This is a genomic window from Acetobacter sp. DmW_125128 (assembly GCF_008704325.1).
Lineage (GTDB): Bacteria > Pseudomonadota > Alphaproteobacteria > Acetobacterales > Acetobacteraceae > Acetobacter > Acetobacter oryzifermentans.
Genome location: NZ_VHOP01000009.1, coordinates 65,416 through 79,284, shown reverse-complemented (window position 1 = coordinate 79,284; position 13,869 = coordinate 65,416). Strand labels below are relative to the sequence as shown.

At 48.6% G+C, this 13,869-nt stretch carries 18 protein-coding genes and 2 tRNA genes; 8 read left to right on the top strand and 12 right to left on the bottom strand.

Going from position 1 to position 13,869, the window contains the following annotated elements; genetic code table 11:
• A partial coding sequence (locus FKW19_RS04055) for a hypothetical protein (protein WP_150225412.1) occupies positions 1-489 on the top strand: 489 nt, incomplete at its 5' end.
• Between the two features lie 104 nt (positions 490-593).
• Positions 594-776 (top strand): hypothetical protein, encoded by a 183-nt coding sequence (locus FKW19_RS04050; protein ID WP_231621279.1) that lies wholly within the window; start codon positions 594-596, stop codon positions 774-776.
• A 16-nt stretch (positions 777-792) separates the two neighbouring features.
• Here the strand turns inward: FKW19_RS04050 and FKW19_RS04045 are convergent, their stop codons facing one another.
• From FKW19_RS04045 to FKW19_RS04025, 5 genes are all read right to left on the bottom strand, one after another.
• Positions 793-1,101 (bottom strand): BrnA antitoxin family protein, encoded by a 309-nt coding sequence (locus FKW19_RS04045; protein ID WP_035354354.1) that lies wholly within the window; start codon positions 1,099-1,101, stop codon positions 793-795.
• Positions 1,085-1,348 carry a BrnT family toxin gene (locus tag FKW19_RS04040; RefSeq protein ID WP_006117339.1) on the bottom strand — a complete coding sequence of 88 codons (264 nt, stop codon included), beginning with the start codon at positions 1,346-1,348 and terminating at the stop codon, positions 1,085-1,087. The genes FKW19_RS04045 and FKW19_RS04040 overlap by 17 nt, the downstream gene beginning before the upstream one ends.
• Positions 1,349-1,627: 279 nt before the next feature.
• Positions 1,628-1,704, bottom strand: a tRNA-Pro gene (locus FKW19_RS04035).
• Positions 1,705-1,783: 79 nt separating this feature from the next.
• Positions 1,784-2,368, bottom strand: a complete 585-nt coding sequence (locus FKW19_RS04030; RefSeq protein ID WP_006116589.1) for a TIGR00730 family Rossman fold protein — start codon at positions 2,366-2,368, stop codon at positions 1,784-1,786.
• A 48-nt stretch (positions 2,369-2,416) separates the two neighbouring features.
• Entirely contained in the window at positions 2,417-3,649 is a 1,233-nt protein-coding gene (locus FKW19_RS04025; RefSeq protein ID WP_006116590.1) for an MFS transporter, read from the bottom strand.
• Between the two features lie 96 nt (positions 3,650-3,745).
• Between FKW19_RS04025 and FKW19_RS04020 the strand changes: the two genes are divergently transcribed.
• Positions 3,746-4,321 carry an NUDIX hydrolase gene (locus FKW19_RS04020; protein WP_063354804.1) on the top strand — a complete coding sequence of 192 codons (576 nt, stop codon included), beginning with the start codon at positions 3,746-3,748 and terminating at the stop codon, positions 4,319-4,321.
• Positions 4,322-4,354: 33 nt separating this feature from the next.
• Here FKW19_RS04020 and hemJ read toward each other — a convergent pair whose 3' ends face one another.
• The 3 genes from hemJ to hemE are packed head-to-tail and all read right to left on the bottom strand — an operon-like array spanning position 4,355 to position 6,587.
• Positions 4,355-4,807, bottom strand: coding sequence for a protoporphyrinogen oxidase HemJ (gene hemJ / locus FKW19_RS04015; protein ID WP_035353112.1), 453 nt, complete (start codon positions 4,805-4,807; stop codon positions 4,355-4,357).
• Between the two features lie 2 nt (positions 4,808-4,809).
• A complete protein-coding gene (locus FKW19_RS04010) occupies positions 4,810-5,511 on the bottom strand; it encodes an HAD family phosphatase (RefSeq protein ID WP_089179851.1) in 702 nt (233 codons plus the stop codon).
• On the bottom strand, positions 5,508-6,587 hold the full coding sequence (hemE, locus tag FKW19_RS04005; protein WP_081461453.1) for a uroporphyrinogen decarboxylase: 1,080 nt from the start codon (positions 6,585-6,587) through the stop codon (positions 5,508-5,510). The genes FKW19_RS04010 and hemE overlap by 4 nt, the downstream gene beginning before the upstream one ends.
• A gap of 369 nt (positions 6,588-6,956) precedes the next feature.
• Here hemE and FKW19_RS04000 point away from each other — a divergent pair, with 369 nt between their 5' ends.
• From FKW19_RS04000 to pgm, 3 genes are all read left to right on the top strand, one after another.
• Complete coding sequence (locus FKW19_RS04000) at positions 6,957-7,589, top strand: Maf family protein (protein ID WP_035353107.1); 633 nt, start codon at positions 6,957-6,959, stop codon at positions 7,587-7,589.
• A gap of 59 nt (positions 7,590-7,648) precedes the next feature.
• Positions 7,649-7,724, top strand: a tRNA-Ala gene (locus tag FKW19_RS03995).
• 372 nt (positions 7,725-8,096) lie between these two features.
• Positions 8,097-9,764: a phosphoglucomutase (alpha-D-glucose-1,6-bisphosphate-dependent) gene (gene pgm / locus FKW19_RS03990; protein ID WP_089179852.1), complete on the top strand. Its 1,668-nt coding sequence runs from the start codon at positions 8,097-8,099 to the stop codon at positions 9,762-9,764.
• Positions 9,765-9,875: 111 nt separating this feature from the next.
• Here pgm and FKW19_RS03985 read toward each other — a convergent pair whose 3' ends face one another.
• Positions 9,876-10,355, bottom strand: coding sequence for a YaiI/YqxD family protein (locus tag FKW19_RS03985; RefSeq protein WP_089178317.1), 480 nt, complete (start codon positions 10,353-10,355; stop codon positions 9,876-9,878).
• A 240-nt stretch (positions 10,356-10,595) separates the two neighbouring features.
• Between FKW19_RS03985 and FKW19_RS03980 the strand changes: the two genes are divergently transcribed.
• Positions 10,596-11,120: a Spy/CpxP family protein refolding chaperone gene (locus FKW19_RS03980; protein WP_089178318.1), complete on the top strand. Its 525-nt coding sequence runs from the start codon at positions 10,596-10,598 to the stop codon at positions 11,118-11,120.
• 135 nt (positions 11,121-11,255) lie between these two features.
• Entirely contained in the window at positions 11,256-12,497 is a 1,242-nt protein-coding gene (locus FKW19_RS03975; protein WP_089178319.1) for a multidrug effflux MFS transporter, read from the top strand.
• 29 nt (positions 12,498-12,526) lie between these two features.
• On the opposite strand, the gene FKW19_RS03970 is transcribed toward FKW19_RS03975, so the two are convergent.
• Genes FKW19_RS03970 through FKW19_RS03960 form a run of 3 tightly spaced genes read right to left on the bottom strand, consistent with a single transcriptional unit; the run spans position 12,527 to position 13,860 of the window.
• On the bottom strand, positions 12,527-12,913 hold the full coding sequence (locus FKW19_RS03970) for a hypothetical protein (protein WP_006116600.1): 387 nt from the start codon (positions 12,911-12,913) through the stop codon (positions 12,527-12,529).
• A 30-nt stretch (positions 12,914-12,943) separates the two neighbouring features.
• Positions 12,944-13,129, bottom strand: a complete 186-nt coding sequence (locus FKW19_RS03965; protein WP_003623252.1) for a Trm112 family protein — start codon at positions 13,127-13,129, stop codon at positions 12,944-12,946.
• 26 nt (positions 13,130-13,155) lie between these two features.
• Positions 13,156-13,860, bottom strand: a complete 705-nt coding sequence (locus FKW19_RS03960; RefSeq protein WP_006116601.1) for an LON peptidase substrate-binding domain-containing protein — start codon at positions 13,858-13,860, stop codon at positions 13,156-13,158.
• Positions 13,861-13,869 lie beyond the last annotated feature (9 nt).

The following is a 13,869-nucleotide window of genomic DNA, read 5'->3' as shown; positions in this document are numbered from 1 at the left end:
GAAAAGGCGCTGAATGCAGTGGCCGCCCATAAGGACATTGGCCCCACGGCTGCAAAGGTGATTGCCGATGCCGTGCCAGCCAGCACAATTCTGGCGGCCGCAACATCTGCCATTGCTTCTTCCACTGCTGAAGCAGCACCCAAGAAAAGCAGCGCGGCTTCTGCCGTGGCGGGCGTCATGCTGCTTGGTCTGGTTGGCACCAGCTTGATGGCGTGCGGATCTGACCAGCTAGTGCAGCGCCAGCAGTCTGTTTACGGCCTGAGCCTGTCTTATGCCGCAGCAGCCCAGCTTGCGGCTGACTATGAAAAGAACCCGGCCGCAGATCCGGCTGTAGTAGCAAAGCTGAAACCGGCCTTCCAGACCGCGCATGACCAGATCAAGCCGCTCGATGAGGCTGCGGCTAAAGGTGATCCACTGCCTGAAGCTGCGGTTGAAGCGGCGCAGGATGCGCTAGACGCAGCCCGCAAGCTGCTGCCTGCCAGCAAGTAACCATTTTCCCGGCGTCGGGAAAATGATCCGCAAGGGTGTCGGTATTACTGGACACCCTTTTTTATTGCCTGCCAAAAATGGCAGAAAATCAAGGAAAAACTATCATGAACTACGCAAGCATTGCCATTGCTGCGGTTGAAGCCCTTGTCGAAAACGGCCCGGTGATCGTGGAAGATATTTCCGCACTGCTGAAGCCGCTGAAGGAAGGCCGTGCACCCACAGCGGATGAATGGGCCTTTGCTGAAAAGCAGCTTGATGCTGCTAATGCCTCTGTGCAGGCTGGGTGACGTCTGGCTACAAAAGCTAACTGGTTAGGCCTATGGCTTGCCGTAGCATATCGTTAACGCGCCCTTGCCAACCAGGGCCGTCCTGTTTCAGCCGGTCAATCAAATCGGGGTCAAGACGAATCGATACAAGCTTCTTTGTGGGAGCTTTTTGTGGCCCTCTTACTCTACGCTGTGCTGCTAATGCTGGCACAGCTACAGATGCAGGTTTGGCATTGAGAAAATCTTGATCCGTTAGCTCGGGGTTATCTGCATCTTGCAAGATGCCCTGATTGATCAGGGCATCTTCTTCATCCGTAGGCATGATAAATTCAGGTTTGCGCGGCATAAAGCTTTGCCTCCCGTTTGTTGGCCTTTCGTAGGCTGATGATGCGGACAATGCGTGTTTCAATGCTGAAAACCAGCACATGCAGGCGGAGATTGATTGGGGCAATAGCAACAAGGCGGGGCTCGTTTGCGCTACGACTTGTCATGACAAAAGCCACATCCCATTCGAAGTCTTCAGCATCAGCAAAATCAACGCCATGCTTGGCGATGTTACTTTGACGCTTTGCTTCGTCCCAATCGTATCTCATATAAATTGTATATACAAACAGACAATTTAAGGCAAGCAGATTGTATATATATTTTGCTTAATTTAAGGGGCTTGCCGAAATCATTCGTGGAAGCAGTAATAGATAGACCAAGAGCCGCCATAGGTAGCGGACAGGCTCTTGGCTATCAGCTCTATATCGCAAGTATGATCAGATAACGATACCGTACCTTATATATAAGGTACGGGCGCATAAACGCGGTATTGTGTTCACATGATAAAGTGAGCACTGTTGTTTATGTCTATTTTTCAAGGGAAAGTCTGGTCGGAGTGAGAAGATTCGAACTTCCGGCCCCTGCGTCCCGAACACAGTGCTCTACCAGGCTGAGCTACACTCCGATTACACGCTGCCTATACAGCGCTCTGGCCTGAGAAGCAAGAGTAGAAATGAGCCTTCCTACCCTTGCCCCATCTTATTTTACATCACATCCATACCCAACGCTTCTGTATGCTCTGTAACGCGGGAGCATTCCAGAGCAGCGGCAGCATTCGGCACAACGCTCAACAAAGATCTCGCATCTACTGAGGCAAATCCTTGTTTCACCGCCTCATCAAGCATGGCTACAACCTTATCGCCCCATCCATCTACGTTAATAAGCACGATGGGCTTATCATGGCGTTTAAGCTGTCTCCATGTCAGAATTTCCAGAAGCTCTTCAAATGTTCCAAAACCACCAGGCAAAATCCAAAAAGCATCGGCACGTGAAAACATGATCTGCTTACGGGTATGCATGGAATCTGTAACGATCAGTTCAGAAACGTCTTCATTCATTTTTTCACGGGTTTTTAAAAATTCAGGGATAACACCCGTAACACTGCCACCTGCTTGAATAACAGCATGGGCCACAACCCCCATCAGCCCATTTGCACCGCCCCCATATACCAGCCGGATTCCGGCCTTGGCCAATTCTTTGCCCGTTTCCTGCGCTGCCTGCTGATACACAGGCTTTGCCCCCATGCGGGAACCACAGAACACGGCGACTGCACGCACATCAATTGTCATCCTTTATGTTCCTCCAAATAAGTTTCTAAAGTTTTAGAAATCTGTTTCTTACGGTAAAATGGATTGTCCATTTTCCTTACGATAAACAAAAGCACATATTCCCACACCCATCAGGCTCATAAGTGCTGTTGTTAAAAACAATCCCTGATATCCCCAAAACGGAATAATAAAGCCTAAAACGGGTCCTGATAGGCCAAGGGCGATATCAAGAAAAACAGAAAATGCGCCTACAGCAATGCCTTTATTTTCTGGCTTTGTGCGGGCTACTGCCCCTACCCCCAAAGCAGGAAACAAAAGTGAAAAACCAGCACCCGTTAACGCAGCCCCTATATTTGCCCAAACAGGTGAATGTCCCATAGCCAATACACATAAGCCCAAACTTTCTATGAGTAAGGAAACCAATGCAACAATTGTGCCACCACGTTTTGTTATCTGAGTTGTAAAACCAAACCGTGTCAAAACAAAAACACATCCAAAAATAGATAATGCAGTTGCAGCCCCACTCCAGTTCTGATCAGCAAAATACAACGTCAGCAAGGATGAAATAGCGCCAAACCCAATAGAACCTGCAGCCAGAGCCATGCCATATGGTGCAACCTGACCAAAAACTGTCATAAAGGAATGGCGCTTACCCGTAGATGGGGAAAGCGGTTTAACTGCTACCTGATGCCATGCCCACGGCACCCCCAAAAGCAGCATCAGCATACAGCACAGGCCTATGCCCCAAAAACCACCTAATGCAGCATGAGACTGATAAATCATCATGGCAATAGGCGCCCCTAATGCAATGCCGCCATAAGAACACACACCATTCCAGGAGATAACACGGGCGGTTCCAGGTGCCCCTACCCTCTGAATGTTCCAGACGATAACACCAGTCGCAACCCAGCTTTCAGATATGCCCAAAAAAATACGGCCCAATAGAACAATTGCCAAAGCCCCTACAGGCCAGGCCATCATGGAAGGCGCAAGCATGATGAACAAACCAGAAAGCGCACCCAGAAAAAGCCCTGCAATGACAACCCTTTTAGGGCCACGTGTATCTATCCGCCGGCCAGCTCCTACACGGGATATAAATGTGGCCAGATACTGAACGGAAACAGCAAACCCTGCGAGCGCAGAGCTAAATCCCAACTGTTCTTTTACAAACAATGGCACAACTGCCATTTGTAAACCGATTTCTACGTAACAAAGCAAAGTAAAAACCACGATGGCAAAAATAGACCATAGCGTTTTTCCTGCTGTATCTGGTGCTCCTTCAATATTATTATTTCCGTTCATTACATTCCTTCATGGTAATGTTATGGCATAATCAGAATCCGTACCAATTTGCTCGCATATGATAGGCGAATGCAAAGCAAAACTTAGGAATCCAGCATGAATATGTCTTCACCTGATGATGAAGGTTACATCACCATTTCCACCCGCATTGCTTATGAAAACCCATGGACCCGTGTGCGGGAAGACATCATCCGCTTACCTAATGGTAAAGATGGCCTTTATGGCATTGTAGAAAGAGGCGAATTTGTTGTTATCCTTCCTTTGGGCACATCTACAGATGGCCACCCAACTGTAACTTTGGTCAATCAATACCGTTATCCCATTAAAAAACGGCTATGGGAGTTACCAATGGGCATGTGGGAGGCTCAACCAGATGCCAAAATAGAAGATGTTGCCGCAGGTGAATTACGAGAAGAGACAGGCTTACGAGCCCAAACATTACAACATGCAGGCATTGTTTATCAGGGAGCAGGATATTCTACCCAGAAAGGTCACGTCTATTTGGCCACAGGATTAACCCAAGGTAACCGTCAGCTAGAGGATACCGAACAAGGTATGACATGTCATACTTTTCTTCTTTCAGAAGTAGAAAATATGATACGTAAAAATGAGATCACCTGTATGGTCAGCTTAGCTGCATTTGGTCTTTTACGTATTAAAAATATGATATAAAAATAAAAATCCCCTGATTTACAGGGGATTTTTCTAAAATGGTTGAACAACAACCATAATAACAATAATCATCATCAAGATAGTTGGCACTTCATTGGCAATACGATAAAATTTTTCTGAATGCCTATTATGGTCAGAAGAAAAATCTTTACACCAACGCGCACAACACCCATGAAAAACAAACATACAGAATACAGCAGTAAGTTTTGTATGCCACCATCCCGCATGCCAATTTACCCCACCTGGAGTCAACACAAGTAGCACACCAAAAAACAGGCTAGCACACATAGCCGGTGTCATAATTGCTTTCAAAAGTCTGCGTTCCATAATTTTAAACCGCAGACTTTCCTGTGATCCAACAGCAACCTGGCAATGATAAACAAATAATCGTGGCAGATAAAATAACCCGGCCATCCACGCCATAACAGACATGATATGAAAAGCTATCAGCCAACGTAACCACGGCAAAAGGGCATCTATAACCATCATCAACGCCCTTGCTGTTGCAAAGCTTTCTGAACCAAAGGTGCAAATTGTGAAAGATGGTTAATTCTTAAAATATTATTCCATTTTGGAATAGGGTTTCCTTCTGGCCTTAGCATCACACAAGCCATTCCGGCATCAACGGCTGCCTGTGCACCTGTATCACTGTCTTCCAGTACAAGACATTCTGCAGGAGAAACACCTTCTTCTTCTGCGGCTTTCAGATACACATCAGGTTTGGGTTTTGGAATTCCCATATCTCTTGCTGAGTGGATACGGTTTTTAAAAAAGTGCTCAAGATTGGTAATAGAAAACTTTGCATCCATCTCTTCTTGAGATGAATTGGATGCAACCCTTACAGGAACACACATTTTTTGAATACTGTTGAGCATATCATAAACGCCCTCAACAGGTTCAACACCTTCTTTCATGGCAACCACAAAGCGTTTTTGCATCATGCTTGCCCATCCAGCCCCCAGCTTTGCGCCAGTTTCCTGCTCAATCATGTGCTGTATTCCCGGCAACGCCATGCCGGAAAATACTTTTACTGCTTGCTTATCCGGCACGTTCATACCAACGCGCCGAGCTTCTTCTGCACTGATGCGACAACATGTTTCTTCGCTATCAACCAGAACACCATCGCAATCAAAAATAATAAGTTTAAGATGCCCTTGAGGGGAAAGAACGAGTGGTTGTTCTGCCATCAGGCTGTTTCCCTTATCGTGTTTACCAATTCCGCAACGTGTTCAACAGGTGTTTGTGGCAACACACCATGACCTAAATTGAAAACATGCGCACGCCCTCGGCCAGCTTCACGAATAGCCAGTGCCTCACGCTTCATGGCATCTCCACCTGCCAATACAGAAACCGGGTCCAGATTACCTTGAATTCCAACATGCTCTGGCAGCATGGAACGCACAATTTCTATATCTGCCCCTGTATCCAGCGCCACAACATCTACGCCGGTTTCTCGTGCATATTCGGCAACCAATACACCACTTAAACGCGGAAACCCGATAATACGGGTAGAAGGATGTCGGGCTTTAATAGCCTGAACAATCTGGCGAGATGGCGCAATAACGTGTTTACGAAATTCTGATGGAGATAACAGGCCAGCCCACGAATCAAATAGCATGACAGCTTCAGCACCTGCTTCAATCTGCTTGCAAAGATATTCGGCTGTTGTTCGGGTAAGTAAATCCATTAACCGATCAAACAGAACAGGTTCCGCGTAAGCCATCTGCCGGGTAACAGCAAACTCCCGAGATCCATGCCCTTCAACCATGTAACAGGCAACCGTAAAGGGAGCGCCCGTAAAACCAAGCAAAGTGGTTGCGCCTGGTTGTGCAACACCAATTTTGTCCGGGCCATTCAGTTCTTTACGCAAGCGTGTCAGAGTTTCCAAAACAGGCGCTGTAATCTCGGCAATACGTGCAGGATCCAACTTGGCCAGATCCTGCTCAGAGCGAATAGCACCCAGTATAGGGCCCTTACCTTCTACAAATTCAAGGGATTGTCCCATCGCCCATGGTAAAATCAGAATATCGGAAAACAGAATAGCGCCGTCCATTCCAAAACGTTTGATCGGCTGCAATGTCAGTTCTGTTGCAATATCTGGTGTCATGCAGCGTGTCAGAAAATCTGCTTTGGCACGCATGGCCCGAAATTCTGGCAGAAAGCGACCAGCTTGCCGCATCAGCCACATCGGAGGCGGCCACAGGGCTTCACCATTGAGTGTTCTTAAAAGCCGTTTGGCGGAGGGGATATGTTCGTCTGTCATCATGCTTCGATGTCCTGCCACGTCTTTGTTCACGCTGTCCACGCCCCTCTTCCTATAAAAAAAGAAAGAAATAGGTTTGTAGTTGTTTAAAATTACTGTGAATGGTGGGGTACCCGGTATTCCAAAAATGTACCCCAGCTTTCCCACACTGTGTACAGATTTTAGGGTATTGGAAAACAAGGACTTTTTGAAGTTATCCAGAAAGTACCCGTACGGGGCTGTGTACAACTCACCGGTTTATCGTTTTAAAGGGTTGTGCCCGGTACTCGGTACGTCGCAGTTATGAGTTCCGTACAATCCACATGTACCCCGGTACTCAGGTGAGTACTCACAGGCCATTTTTTTACGAGTACCTGAACGGGACTCGAATTGATGCAGGATTTAGTACTAATGCCGACTCCATTACAGAACAGAGATTCGAAACTGCTTTTGGCGAGTGGTTCTTTTTCTAGGCGCAAGATGCTTGAGGATGTTGGACTGGATTTTGATGTCCAGGTTGGAGATGTAAATGAAGACATCCTTAAAGCTGCAGGCAAACGTGAGGGATGGAAGCCTGAAGCTGTAGCTCTTGGGTTGGCTGAGGCCAAGGCGCTTTCTGTCCAGCAGCCAGATGCTTTTATTATTGGCGCAGATCAGATGTTGTCCTGCGATTCCATATGGTATGATAAGCCTAAGGATCTGGCGCAGGCCCGTGAGCAACTTCTGGCGTTAAGAGGCCATACCCATATTTTACATACGGCGGTTGCACTCTGTCGGAATGGTCAGGTGGTATGGCAGCATGTTGACCAGCCCCGTTTGACCATGCGTTTGTTTTCTGAAGCTTTTCTGGACGCCTATTTGCAAACCGAAGGCCCTGCGTGTCTGGCTTCTGTGGGTGCATATCGGTTGGAAGGGCCAGGTTTGCAGCTTTTTGCGTATATAGAAGGAGATTCTTTTTCCATTCAGGGGTTGCCTCTTCTGCCGCTTCTTGAAGTGTTGAGAGAGATGAAGGTGATTTTTTACTGAAAATAGGGGCTTGCCTGTTATGGGCAGACCATGTAAGAGGCTGTGCACAAGAACGATGTGGGGCCATAGCTCAGTTGGGAGAGCGCCTGAATGGCATTCAGGAGGTCGTCGGTTCGATCCCGATTGGCTCCACCAGTTCCCGTCGAAATATCCAATAAAATTACGAAGATAGTAATCACTTATAGGTTTTTACCTTCTGTTAAGATAAATAATATAGATTCTTACCAAATATATATATTATATTTTGGCATGAAACATACACAATTATTAAGTAAATGTGAATACTTATATTATAAAATTGGGAATGCTATATTCTGTGTAATGCGCCTCAATATAAATATAAGGCACTTTCATGGTGGAAAGTTCTACCTAGTGTTTCTGTTTTGAAGACGTGATGCAATTTCTATGTGTCGTCAGGTCGCCCTACTTGGGGATGCAGGTGGACGCTGTTGATATCGGCCTGTAAGAAAATATACGCTTTTTCGTATTGTATTTCGGGAGCAGCTAATGCCCAGCATAAGCCCATTTGCCGGCAAGTCGGTCGATCCAGACCGCCTTGTTAATATCGATGCCTTGCTTGACGCCTATTACACCCGCAAGCCTGATCCCGCTATTGCAACGCAGCGTGTTGCGTTTGGTACGTCGGGGCATCGTGGGTCTGCGTTGACCACCAGTTTCAATGAAAACCACATTCTGGCGATCAGTCAGGCGATAGCTGACTATCGCAAGGGCGCGGGCATTACTGGGCCGTTATTTATCGGCATTGATACTCATGCGCTTTCGCGGCCAGCGTTAAAATCCGCGCTGGAAGTATTTGCGGCAAATGGTGTGGAAGTTCGCATTGATGCGCAGGATGGCTATACTCCCACGCCAGTCATCTCGCACGCGATTCTGACTTATAATCGCGACCGCAGCAGTGATTTGGCTGATGGCGTGGTTATTACGCCATCGCATAACCCGCCGGAAGATGGTGGCTATAAGTACAATCCTCCCCATGGCGGGCCGGCGGATACCGATATTACCAAGGTGGTGGAAAACGCGGCCAACGACTACATGGCCAAGAACATGGAAGGCGTAAAGCGCGTCGGCCTTGAAGAGGCGCTGAAAGCTCCCACCACAAAGCGCCATGACTACATCACCCCGTATGTGGATGACTTGGCTGCCGTGGTGGACATGGATGTCATTCGGGAATCCGGCGTGTCCATAGGTATCGACCCGCTAGGTGGGGCTGCAGTGGATTACTGGCAGCCGATCATAGACAAATACGGCATCAATGCTACGATTGTTAGCAAGGAAGTAGATCCGACCTTTCGTTTCATGACTGCTGACTGGGACGGGAAGATCCGCATGGATTGCTCTTCTCCCTATGCTATGGCCCGCTTGGTCGGGATGAAGGACAAGTTCGACATCGCTTTTGCCAATGATACTGATGCTGACCGTCATGGCATTGTGTCGGGTAAATACGGGCTTATGAATCCCAATCACTATCTTGCCGTTGCGATTGAATACCTGTTCAAAAACCGTGAAAACTGGAACGCCCATGCAGGCGTGGGCAAAACGGTGGTTAGCAGCGGCATGATTGATCGCGTGGCTAATGAAATCGGCCGCAAGCTGGTGGAGGTGCCAGTCGGGTTCAAGTGGTTCGTTGATGGTTTGTACCACGGCACGTTGGGCTTTGGTGGGGAAGAAAGCGCAGGCGCGTCCTTCCTGCGCCGTGCTGGTACGGTATGGAGTACAGATAAGGACGGCATTATTCTTGGCCTACTTGCAGCCGAGATGACCGCTCGTACCAAGCGTACCCCCGGGGCTGCATATGAGGACATGACAAAACGTCTTGGCACGCCGTACTATGCGCGAATTGATGCCCCGGCTACTCCGGAAGAGAAGGCTATCCTGAAAAATCTGTCTCCTGAGCAGATCGGCATGACCGAACTGGCAGGAGAGCCGATCATCACGACCCTAACTAACGCGCCGGGTAACGGGGCAGCCATTGGTGGCCTGAAGGTTTCAGCTAAAGATGGCTGGTTTGCTGCGCGTCCATCGGGTACAGAAAACGTCTATAAAATCTATGCTGAAAGCTTCAAGAGCGAGGCACACCTCAAGGCTATCCAAACTGAAGCGCAAAACGCAATTTCTGCATTGTTTGCGCAGATAGCTGAAAAGAAAGCGGGCTGATTTTAGCATCACTTCCCATGTCCCTTCATTGGGGCATGGTTGGTGTTGGCGGCTCCTCAGTAAGCATCAAGTGTACCGGCAGGCGTTTTATTCTTCTACTGCTTAAGCTACTTATTCATTTGGAAATGTCAGTGGGCGTAAACGGGGCTTTTGTGCTTTAGTTACCAGCGTATCCAAAGCGGAAAGAAAGCGGGATCGATCTGCTTTTCCAAATACGCTTCCACCCGGTGTCATGACACCGGCTGAACGCAAATCTGTCATCAGGTTACGCACTGCCAACGCCATACCAATGGCATCTTCATCCAGAACTCGCCCTTTAGGCTCAAGAACATAGGCGCCTTTTTCAACACATCGCGCTGCCAGCGGAATATCTGCTGTAATTACGATGTCTCTGTCTGATACGCGCTCGGCAATCCAATTGTCTGCCATGTCTGGCCCTGCATCTACCACTATGCGCTCAATCAGAGGTGAATCTGGAACCATAATCATTCTGTTTGAGACAATGAAAACATGCAGATTGTAACGACTGGCCACACGATAGACCTCGTTTTTTACGGGGCATGCATCAGAATCAACAAAAATACGAATCATATAGCTAATGTGCAGCAGGAAGGCTGCAATCGCAAATTACGGCTTTAGCATGGGGTAATCTCTTCCTTTTATGTAAAATTGGAGATACTTTGCACGCAATCTTTCTATCCAGAAGCAAAGGCAGAACATTTTTCTTTTAAATTTATGCCTTTTTTCAGACACAAGCCTTTGTCATTAGTCAAAAAGCAGACAAGGTGTTTATGCACTTTGTTACGGTAAAGATTTTATAAGGCGAATCTGATGAAAAAAGTTTTGATGGCTACAGCGCTGACGCTGGGAATGATGACCTCAGCAGTTTCTTTTGCACACGCACAGGAAGCCTCTCCGGCTGTTGGCGCACCTCCGCCGGGTGGCCCGGGCTGTGGTCCAATGCATCATCATGGCATGGGTGGTCCTATTCTGAATCTGGATGGCGTTAAGCTGACCTCTGCCCAGAAGAAAAAGCTGAAAACTATTTTTGAAGCAAACAAGCCTTCAGACCCGAAAGCGGACATGGAGCAGATTCACAGCCTGCACCAGCAGGAACGTGAAGTGCTGACAACACCGGGTCCGGTTGATCAGGCTAAGTTGCAGCAGATTGAACAGCAGATCAGCACCATGCAGACCGAGCGCGCAACACAGCGCCTGCAGGTTGAAACGCAGGTTCATGATATTCTGACCAAGAAACAGCTGAAGCAGATTGCCGAACGCCCTGAACCCCAGATGCCGCCAATGTGCGGAAACGGTGCACCTCCGGCTCCGCCGGCCGCAACCGAAAGCAAATAAGCTTCTACAAAAAAGCTGCCAGATATTCTGGCAGCTTTTTTTATGCCTTAGCATTGATGCGTTGTGTCTGCATTCATAGACAAATGGTGCAGATCAAGAGAAAAAACAGAACGTTTTTTCTCGGTGCCTGATATCATGACAACATCTTCTACCCATCCTGCCCTTTTTAAAAATGGGCTGCCGCTGCAGCTTATCCTGCTTTTGGGGCTTGTTACGGCAATTGGCCCACTTGCTACAGACATGTATCTTCCGGCTTTTCCTGATGTTGAACGGGATTTGGGCGGTGGCGCTGGTTCTGCTCAGTTTACACTGGGGGCATGGTTTCTAGGGCTGGCGTTTGGTCAATTCTCTCAAGGCCCGCTGTCAGATAGGTTTGGGCGTAAGGTTCCTTTGGTTATAGGGCTTGCAGTCTTTGCTGTTGCATCTGCCATGTGTGCTGTGGTGCGGGATTATCATCTGTTCTGTATCATGCGTTTTATTGGTGCATTTGGTGGTTCTGCCAGCGCAGTTATTCCGCGTGCCATTGTAAGAGATGTGGCAACCGGCAAAAAAGGTGCGCATATTATGGCGCAGCTTACACTGGTGTTTGGTGTGATGCCTGTGTTGGCCCCCAGCATGGGGAGCTTGGTGCTGGAATTTGGGAACTGGCGGTGGATATTCTGGAGTGGCACCCTATACGCCATTCTGGGTATGGTTGGCATTATATACATGCTGCCAGATACGCTGTCCCCCGCGCATCGGATGCGCTTGGCGCCCTTCGAAATTTTTACCCGTTACCGCACGATCCTGCGTGAACCTGTTTTTCTTTCCAATGCGCTTATCACAACATTTTCTACTTTTGTGATGTTCGCCTATCTGGGAAGCGCGCCTGTTCTGTTTGAACAGGTTCTTCATTTTTCTCCCACAGCTTTTGGCGTGTTTTTTGGTGCAAATGCTGCCGCTTTTATTTTGGGAACCCAGATTAACGGCAGACTTGTGCATAGGTTTGCCATGCCTGCTTTGCTAGAGGCCGCCATTGTCTGGGCTTTGGTGATGGGCGGCATTTTTGTGGTAGTGGCTTGTTCCGGTTTGGCAGGTCTTGCGCATCCGTGGCTGACATGTGGGCTGATTACATGCATTACCGGCGCATTGGGGTTTATTGGGCCAAACGGTACCGTAATGGCATTTTCACGCCATGCACATCAGGCAGGTAGTGCTTCTGCCTTGCTTGGCACAATGCAGTTTAGCCTTGGCTCATTAAGCAGTGTTCTGGTGGGTGTTTTGCCCGGAGGCGGCGCTATTCCAACAGCTATTGGCATGATGACAGGTGTTATCGGCATGGTCTGTGCCAATATCCTGCGCCGCAGGCATACAGACAAAGCAGAGCATGAATATTAAATTAAAGCGCGCAGGGAAAATCTCTGACGTTAATGGCTAGAAGACCTATCAGACGGTTTGCCGTAAATAGCTTGGGTTTGTGGGGTAACAGTATGCCCGTCTTCTGTTTCCATGGATCCAGCAGCGCCAGAACCTGCATCGGGCAGTGTTTCGTAACGTTCTTCAGGTTTGGGGGGCTGAGCCTCAGCAGGCTTGCCCTCACGGGCGGCTTGGGCTTCTCGCAGGTTTTCTTCCTGTTCTGCCGCCTTGGCTTCTGCTGGAGCAGCTTCGGGCAAAAAGCGTCCTGGCCGCTCTGGGGGAACGTCAATATTTTCCCCCTCAATAGGCCCGTGACATGCCACCAGCAGTGGAGAGACCAATAGAAGGTTTCCGATCAGGGTGCCTGTTTTTTTCGCCAGAAGCATGGACGGGTTCATTGTAAAGGAGAAAGAGAGAAAGCTGTGAGATCAGCTTTCTAGGCGGCGTGCTTCATCTGGCAGCATGATGGGGATGCCATCACGGATAGGAAAGGCAAGACCAGCTTTTTTGCTGATCAGTTCATTTGTTTCAGCATTGTAAGTCAGAGGCCCTTTGGTAACAGGGCACACAAGCACCGAAAGAAGCCGGGAATCAAGCGGAGGTGTGTCAGACATCAGTTCTCTGTTCCTCAGTAAAAGGTTCAGGAAGGCGGGCCTTCCTGTTCCGGACCAGACAGGTCTAGCAGTGTTTGCAGCACCCGCACACGGTCAGTTAGATCTTCGGCATCAAGCAATGCCTGTTTTTCTGCCGGAGGGAAAGGACAGATCATGGGCAATGTTACAAGCAAGATATCATCATCCATCTGTTCCAGTAGAGACCAACGTGCCTGTAGCCCTTTTTTCTGGAAGTAACGCCGCATAGAGCCCAGAAGCTTTTCCCGGTCAAACGGAGCAGACGGAATTTCGTTCAGATCCCCAGCAAAAGTGGAAACATCTATCCTTGCTTGCCGATACCCACGTGTTTCTCCTGTTTCACGCAGGAGCCTAAAGCGCGTAAGGCCTGCAAGTGTAACGGCATAGGTTCCATCGGCGCGTTCAGTAAAGGAAACAATCCGGCCAAGGCACCCTATGGGGTACAGTGGCGGGGCGCTGTTCGCTTCATCTTCTTCTTCCCGCCAACGCGGCTGGATCATGCCTATCAGGCGCTGCGTTGCCAGTGCATCTTCCACCAATGCAATATAGCGTGGTTCAAATACGTTAAGCGGCAGTCTTCCTCGTGGCAGAAGAACAACGCCGCTTAACGGAAACAGACCAATTTCCGGAGGGATATCGGCTAAAGTGACATCCCCTAGTTTGGGAACTCGCCGGGGGATGTCATCTTCATCTTGAAAAAATACTGCAGCCAAAAAGTTTTA

Coding starts and splice junctions, on each gene's coding strand:
- FKW19_RS04050 (WP_231621279.1), top strand. CDS start 594: ATGAACTACGCAAGCATTGCCATTGCTGCGGTTGAAGCCCTTGTCGAA.
- FKW19_RS04045 (WP_035354354.1), bottom strand. CDS start 1,101: ATGCCGCGCAAACCTGAATTTATCATGCCTACGGATGAAGAAGATGCC.
- FKW19_RS04040 (WP_006117339.1), bottom strand. CDS start 1,348: ATGAGATACGATTGGGACGAAGCAAAGCGTCAAAGTAACATCGCCAAG.
- FKW19_RS04030 (WP_006116589.1), bottom strand. CDS start 2,368: ATGACAATTGATGTGCGTGCAGTCGCCGTGTTCTGTGGTTCCCGCATG.
- FKW19_RS04025 (WP_006116590.1), bottom strand. CDS start 3,649: ATGAACGGAAATAATAATATTGAAGGAGCACCAGATACAGCAGGAAAA.
- FKW19_RS04020 (WP_063354804.1), top strand. CDS start 3,746: ATGAATATGTCTTCACCTGATGATGAAGGTTACATCACCATTTCCACC.
- hemJ (WP_035353112.1), bottom strand. CDS start 4,807: ATGGTTATAGATGCCCTTTTGCCGTGGTTACGTTGGCTGATAGCTTTT.
- hemE (WP_081461453.1), bottom strand. CDS start 6,587: ATGATGACAGACGAACATATCCCCTCCGCCAAACGGCTTTTAAGAACA.
- FKW19_RS04000 (WP_035353107.1), top strand. CDS start 6,957: ATGCAGGATTTAGTACTAATGCCGACTCCATTACAGAACAGAGATTCG.
- pgm (WP_089179852.1), top strand. CDS start 8,097: ATGCCCAGCATAAGCCCATTTGCCGGCAAGTCGGTCGATCCAGACCGC.
- FKW19_RS03985 (WP_089178317.1), bottom strand. CDS start 10,355: ATGATTCGTATTTTTGTTGATTCTGATGCATGCCCCGTAAAAAACGAG.
- FKW19_RS03980 (WP_089178318.1), top strand. CDS start 10,596: ATGAAAAAAGTTTTGATGGCTACAGCGCTGACGCTGGGAATGATGACC.
- FKW19_RS03975 (WP_089178319.1), top strand. CDS start 11,256: ATGACAACATCTTCTACCCATCCTGCCCTTTTTAAAAATGGGCTGCCG.
- FKW19_RS03970 (WP_006116600.1), bottom strand. CDS start 12,913: ATGAACCCGTCCATGCTTCTGGCGAAAAAAACAGGCACCCTGATCGGA.
- FKW19_RS03965 (WP_003623252.1), bottom strand. CDS start 13,129: ATGTCTGACACACCTCCGCTTGATTCCCGGCTTCTTTCGGTGCTTGTG.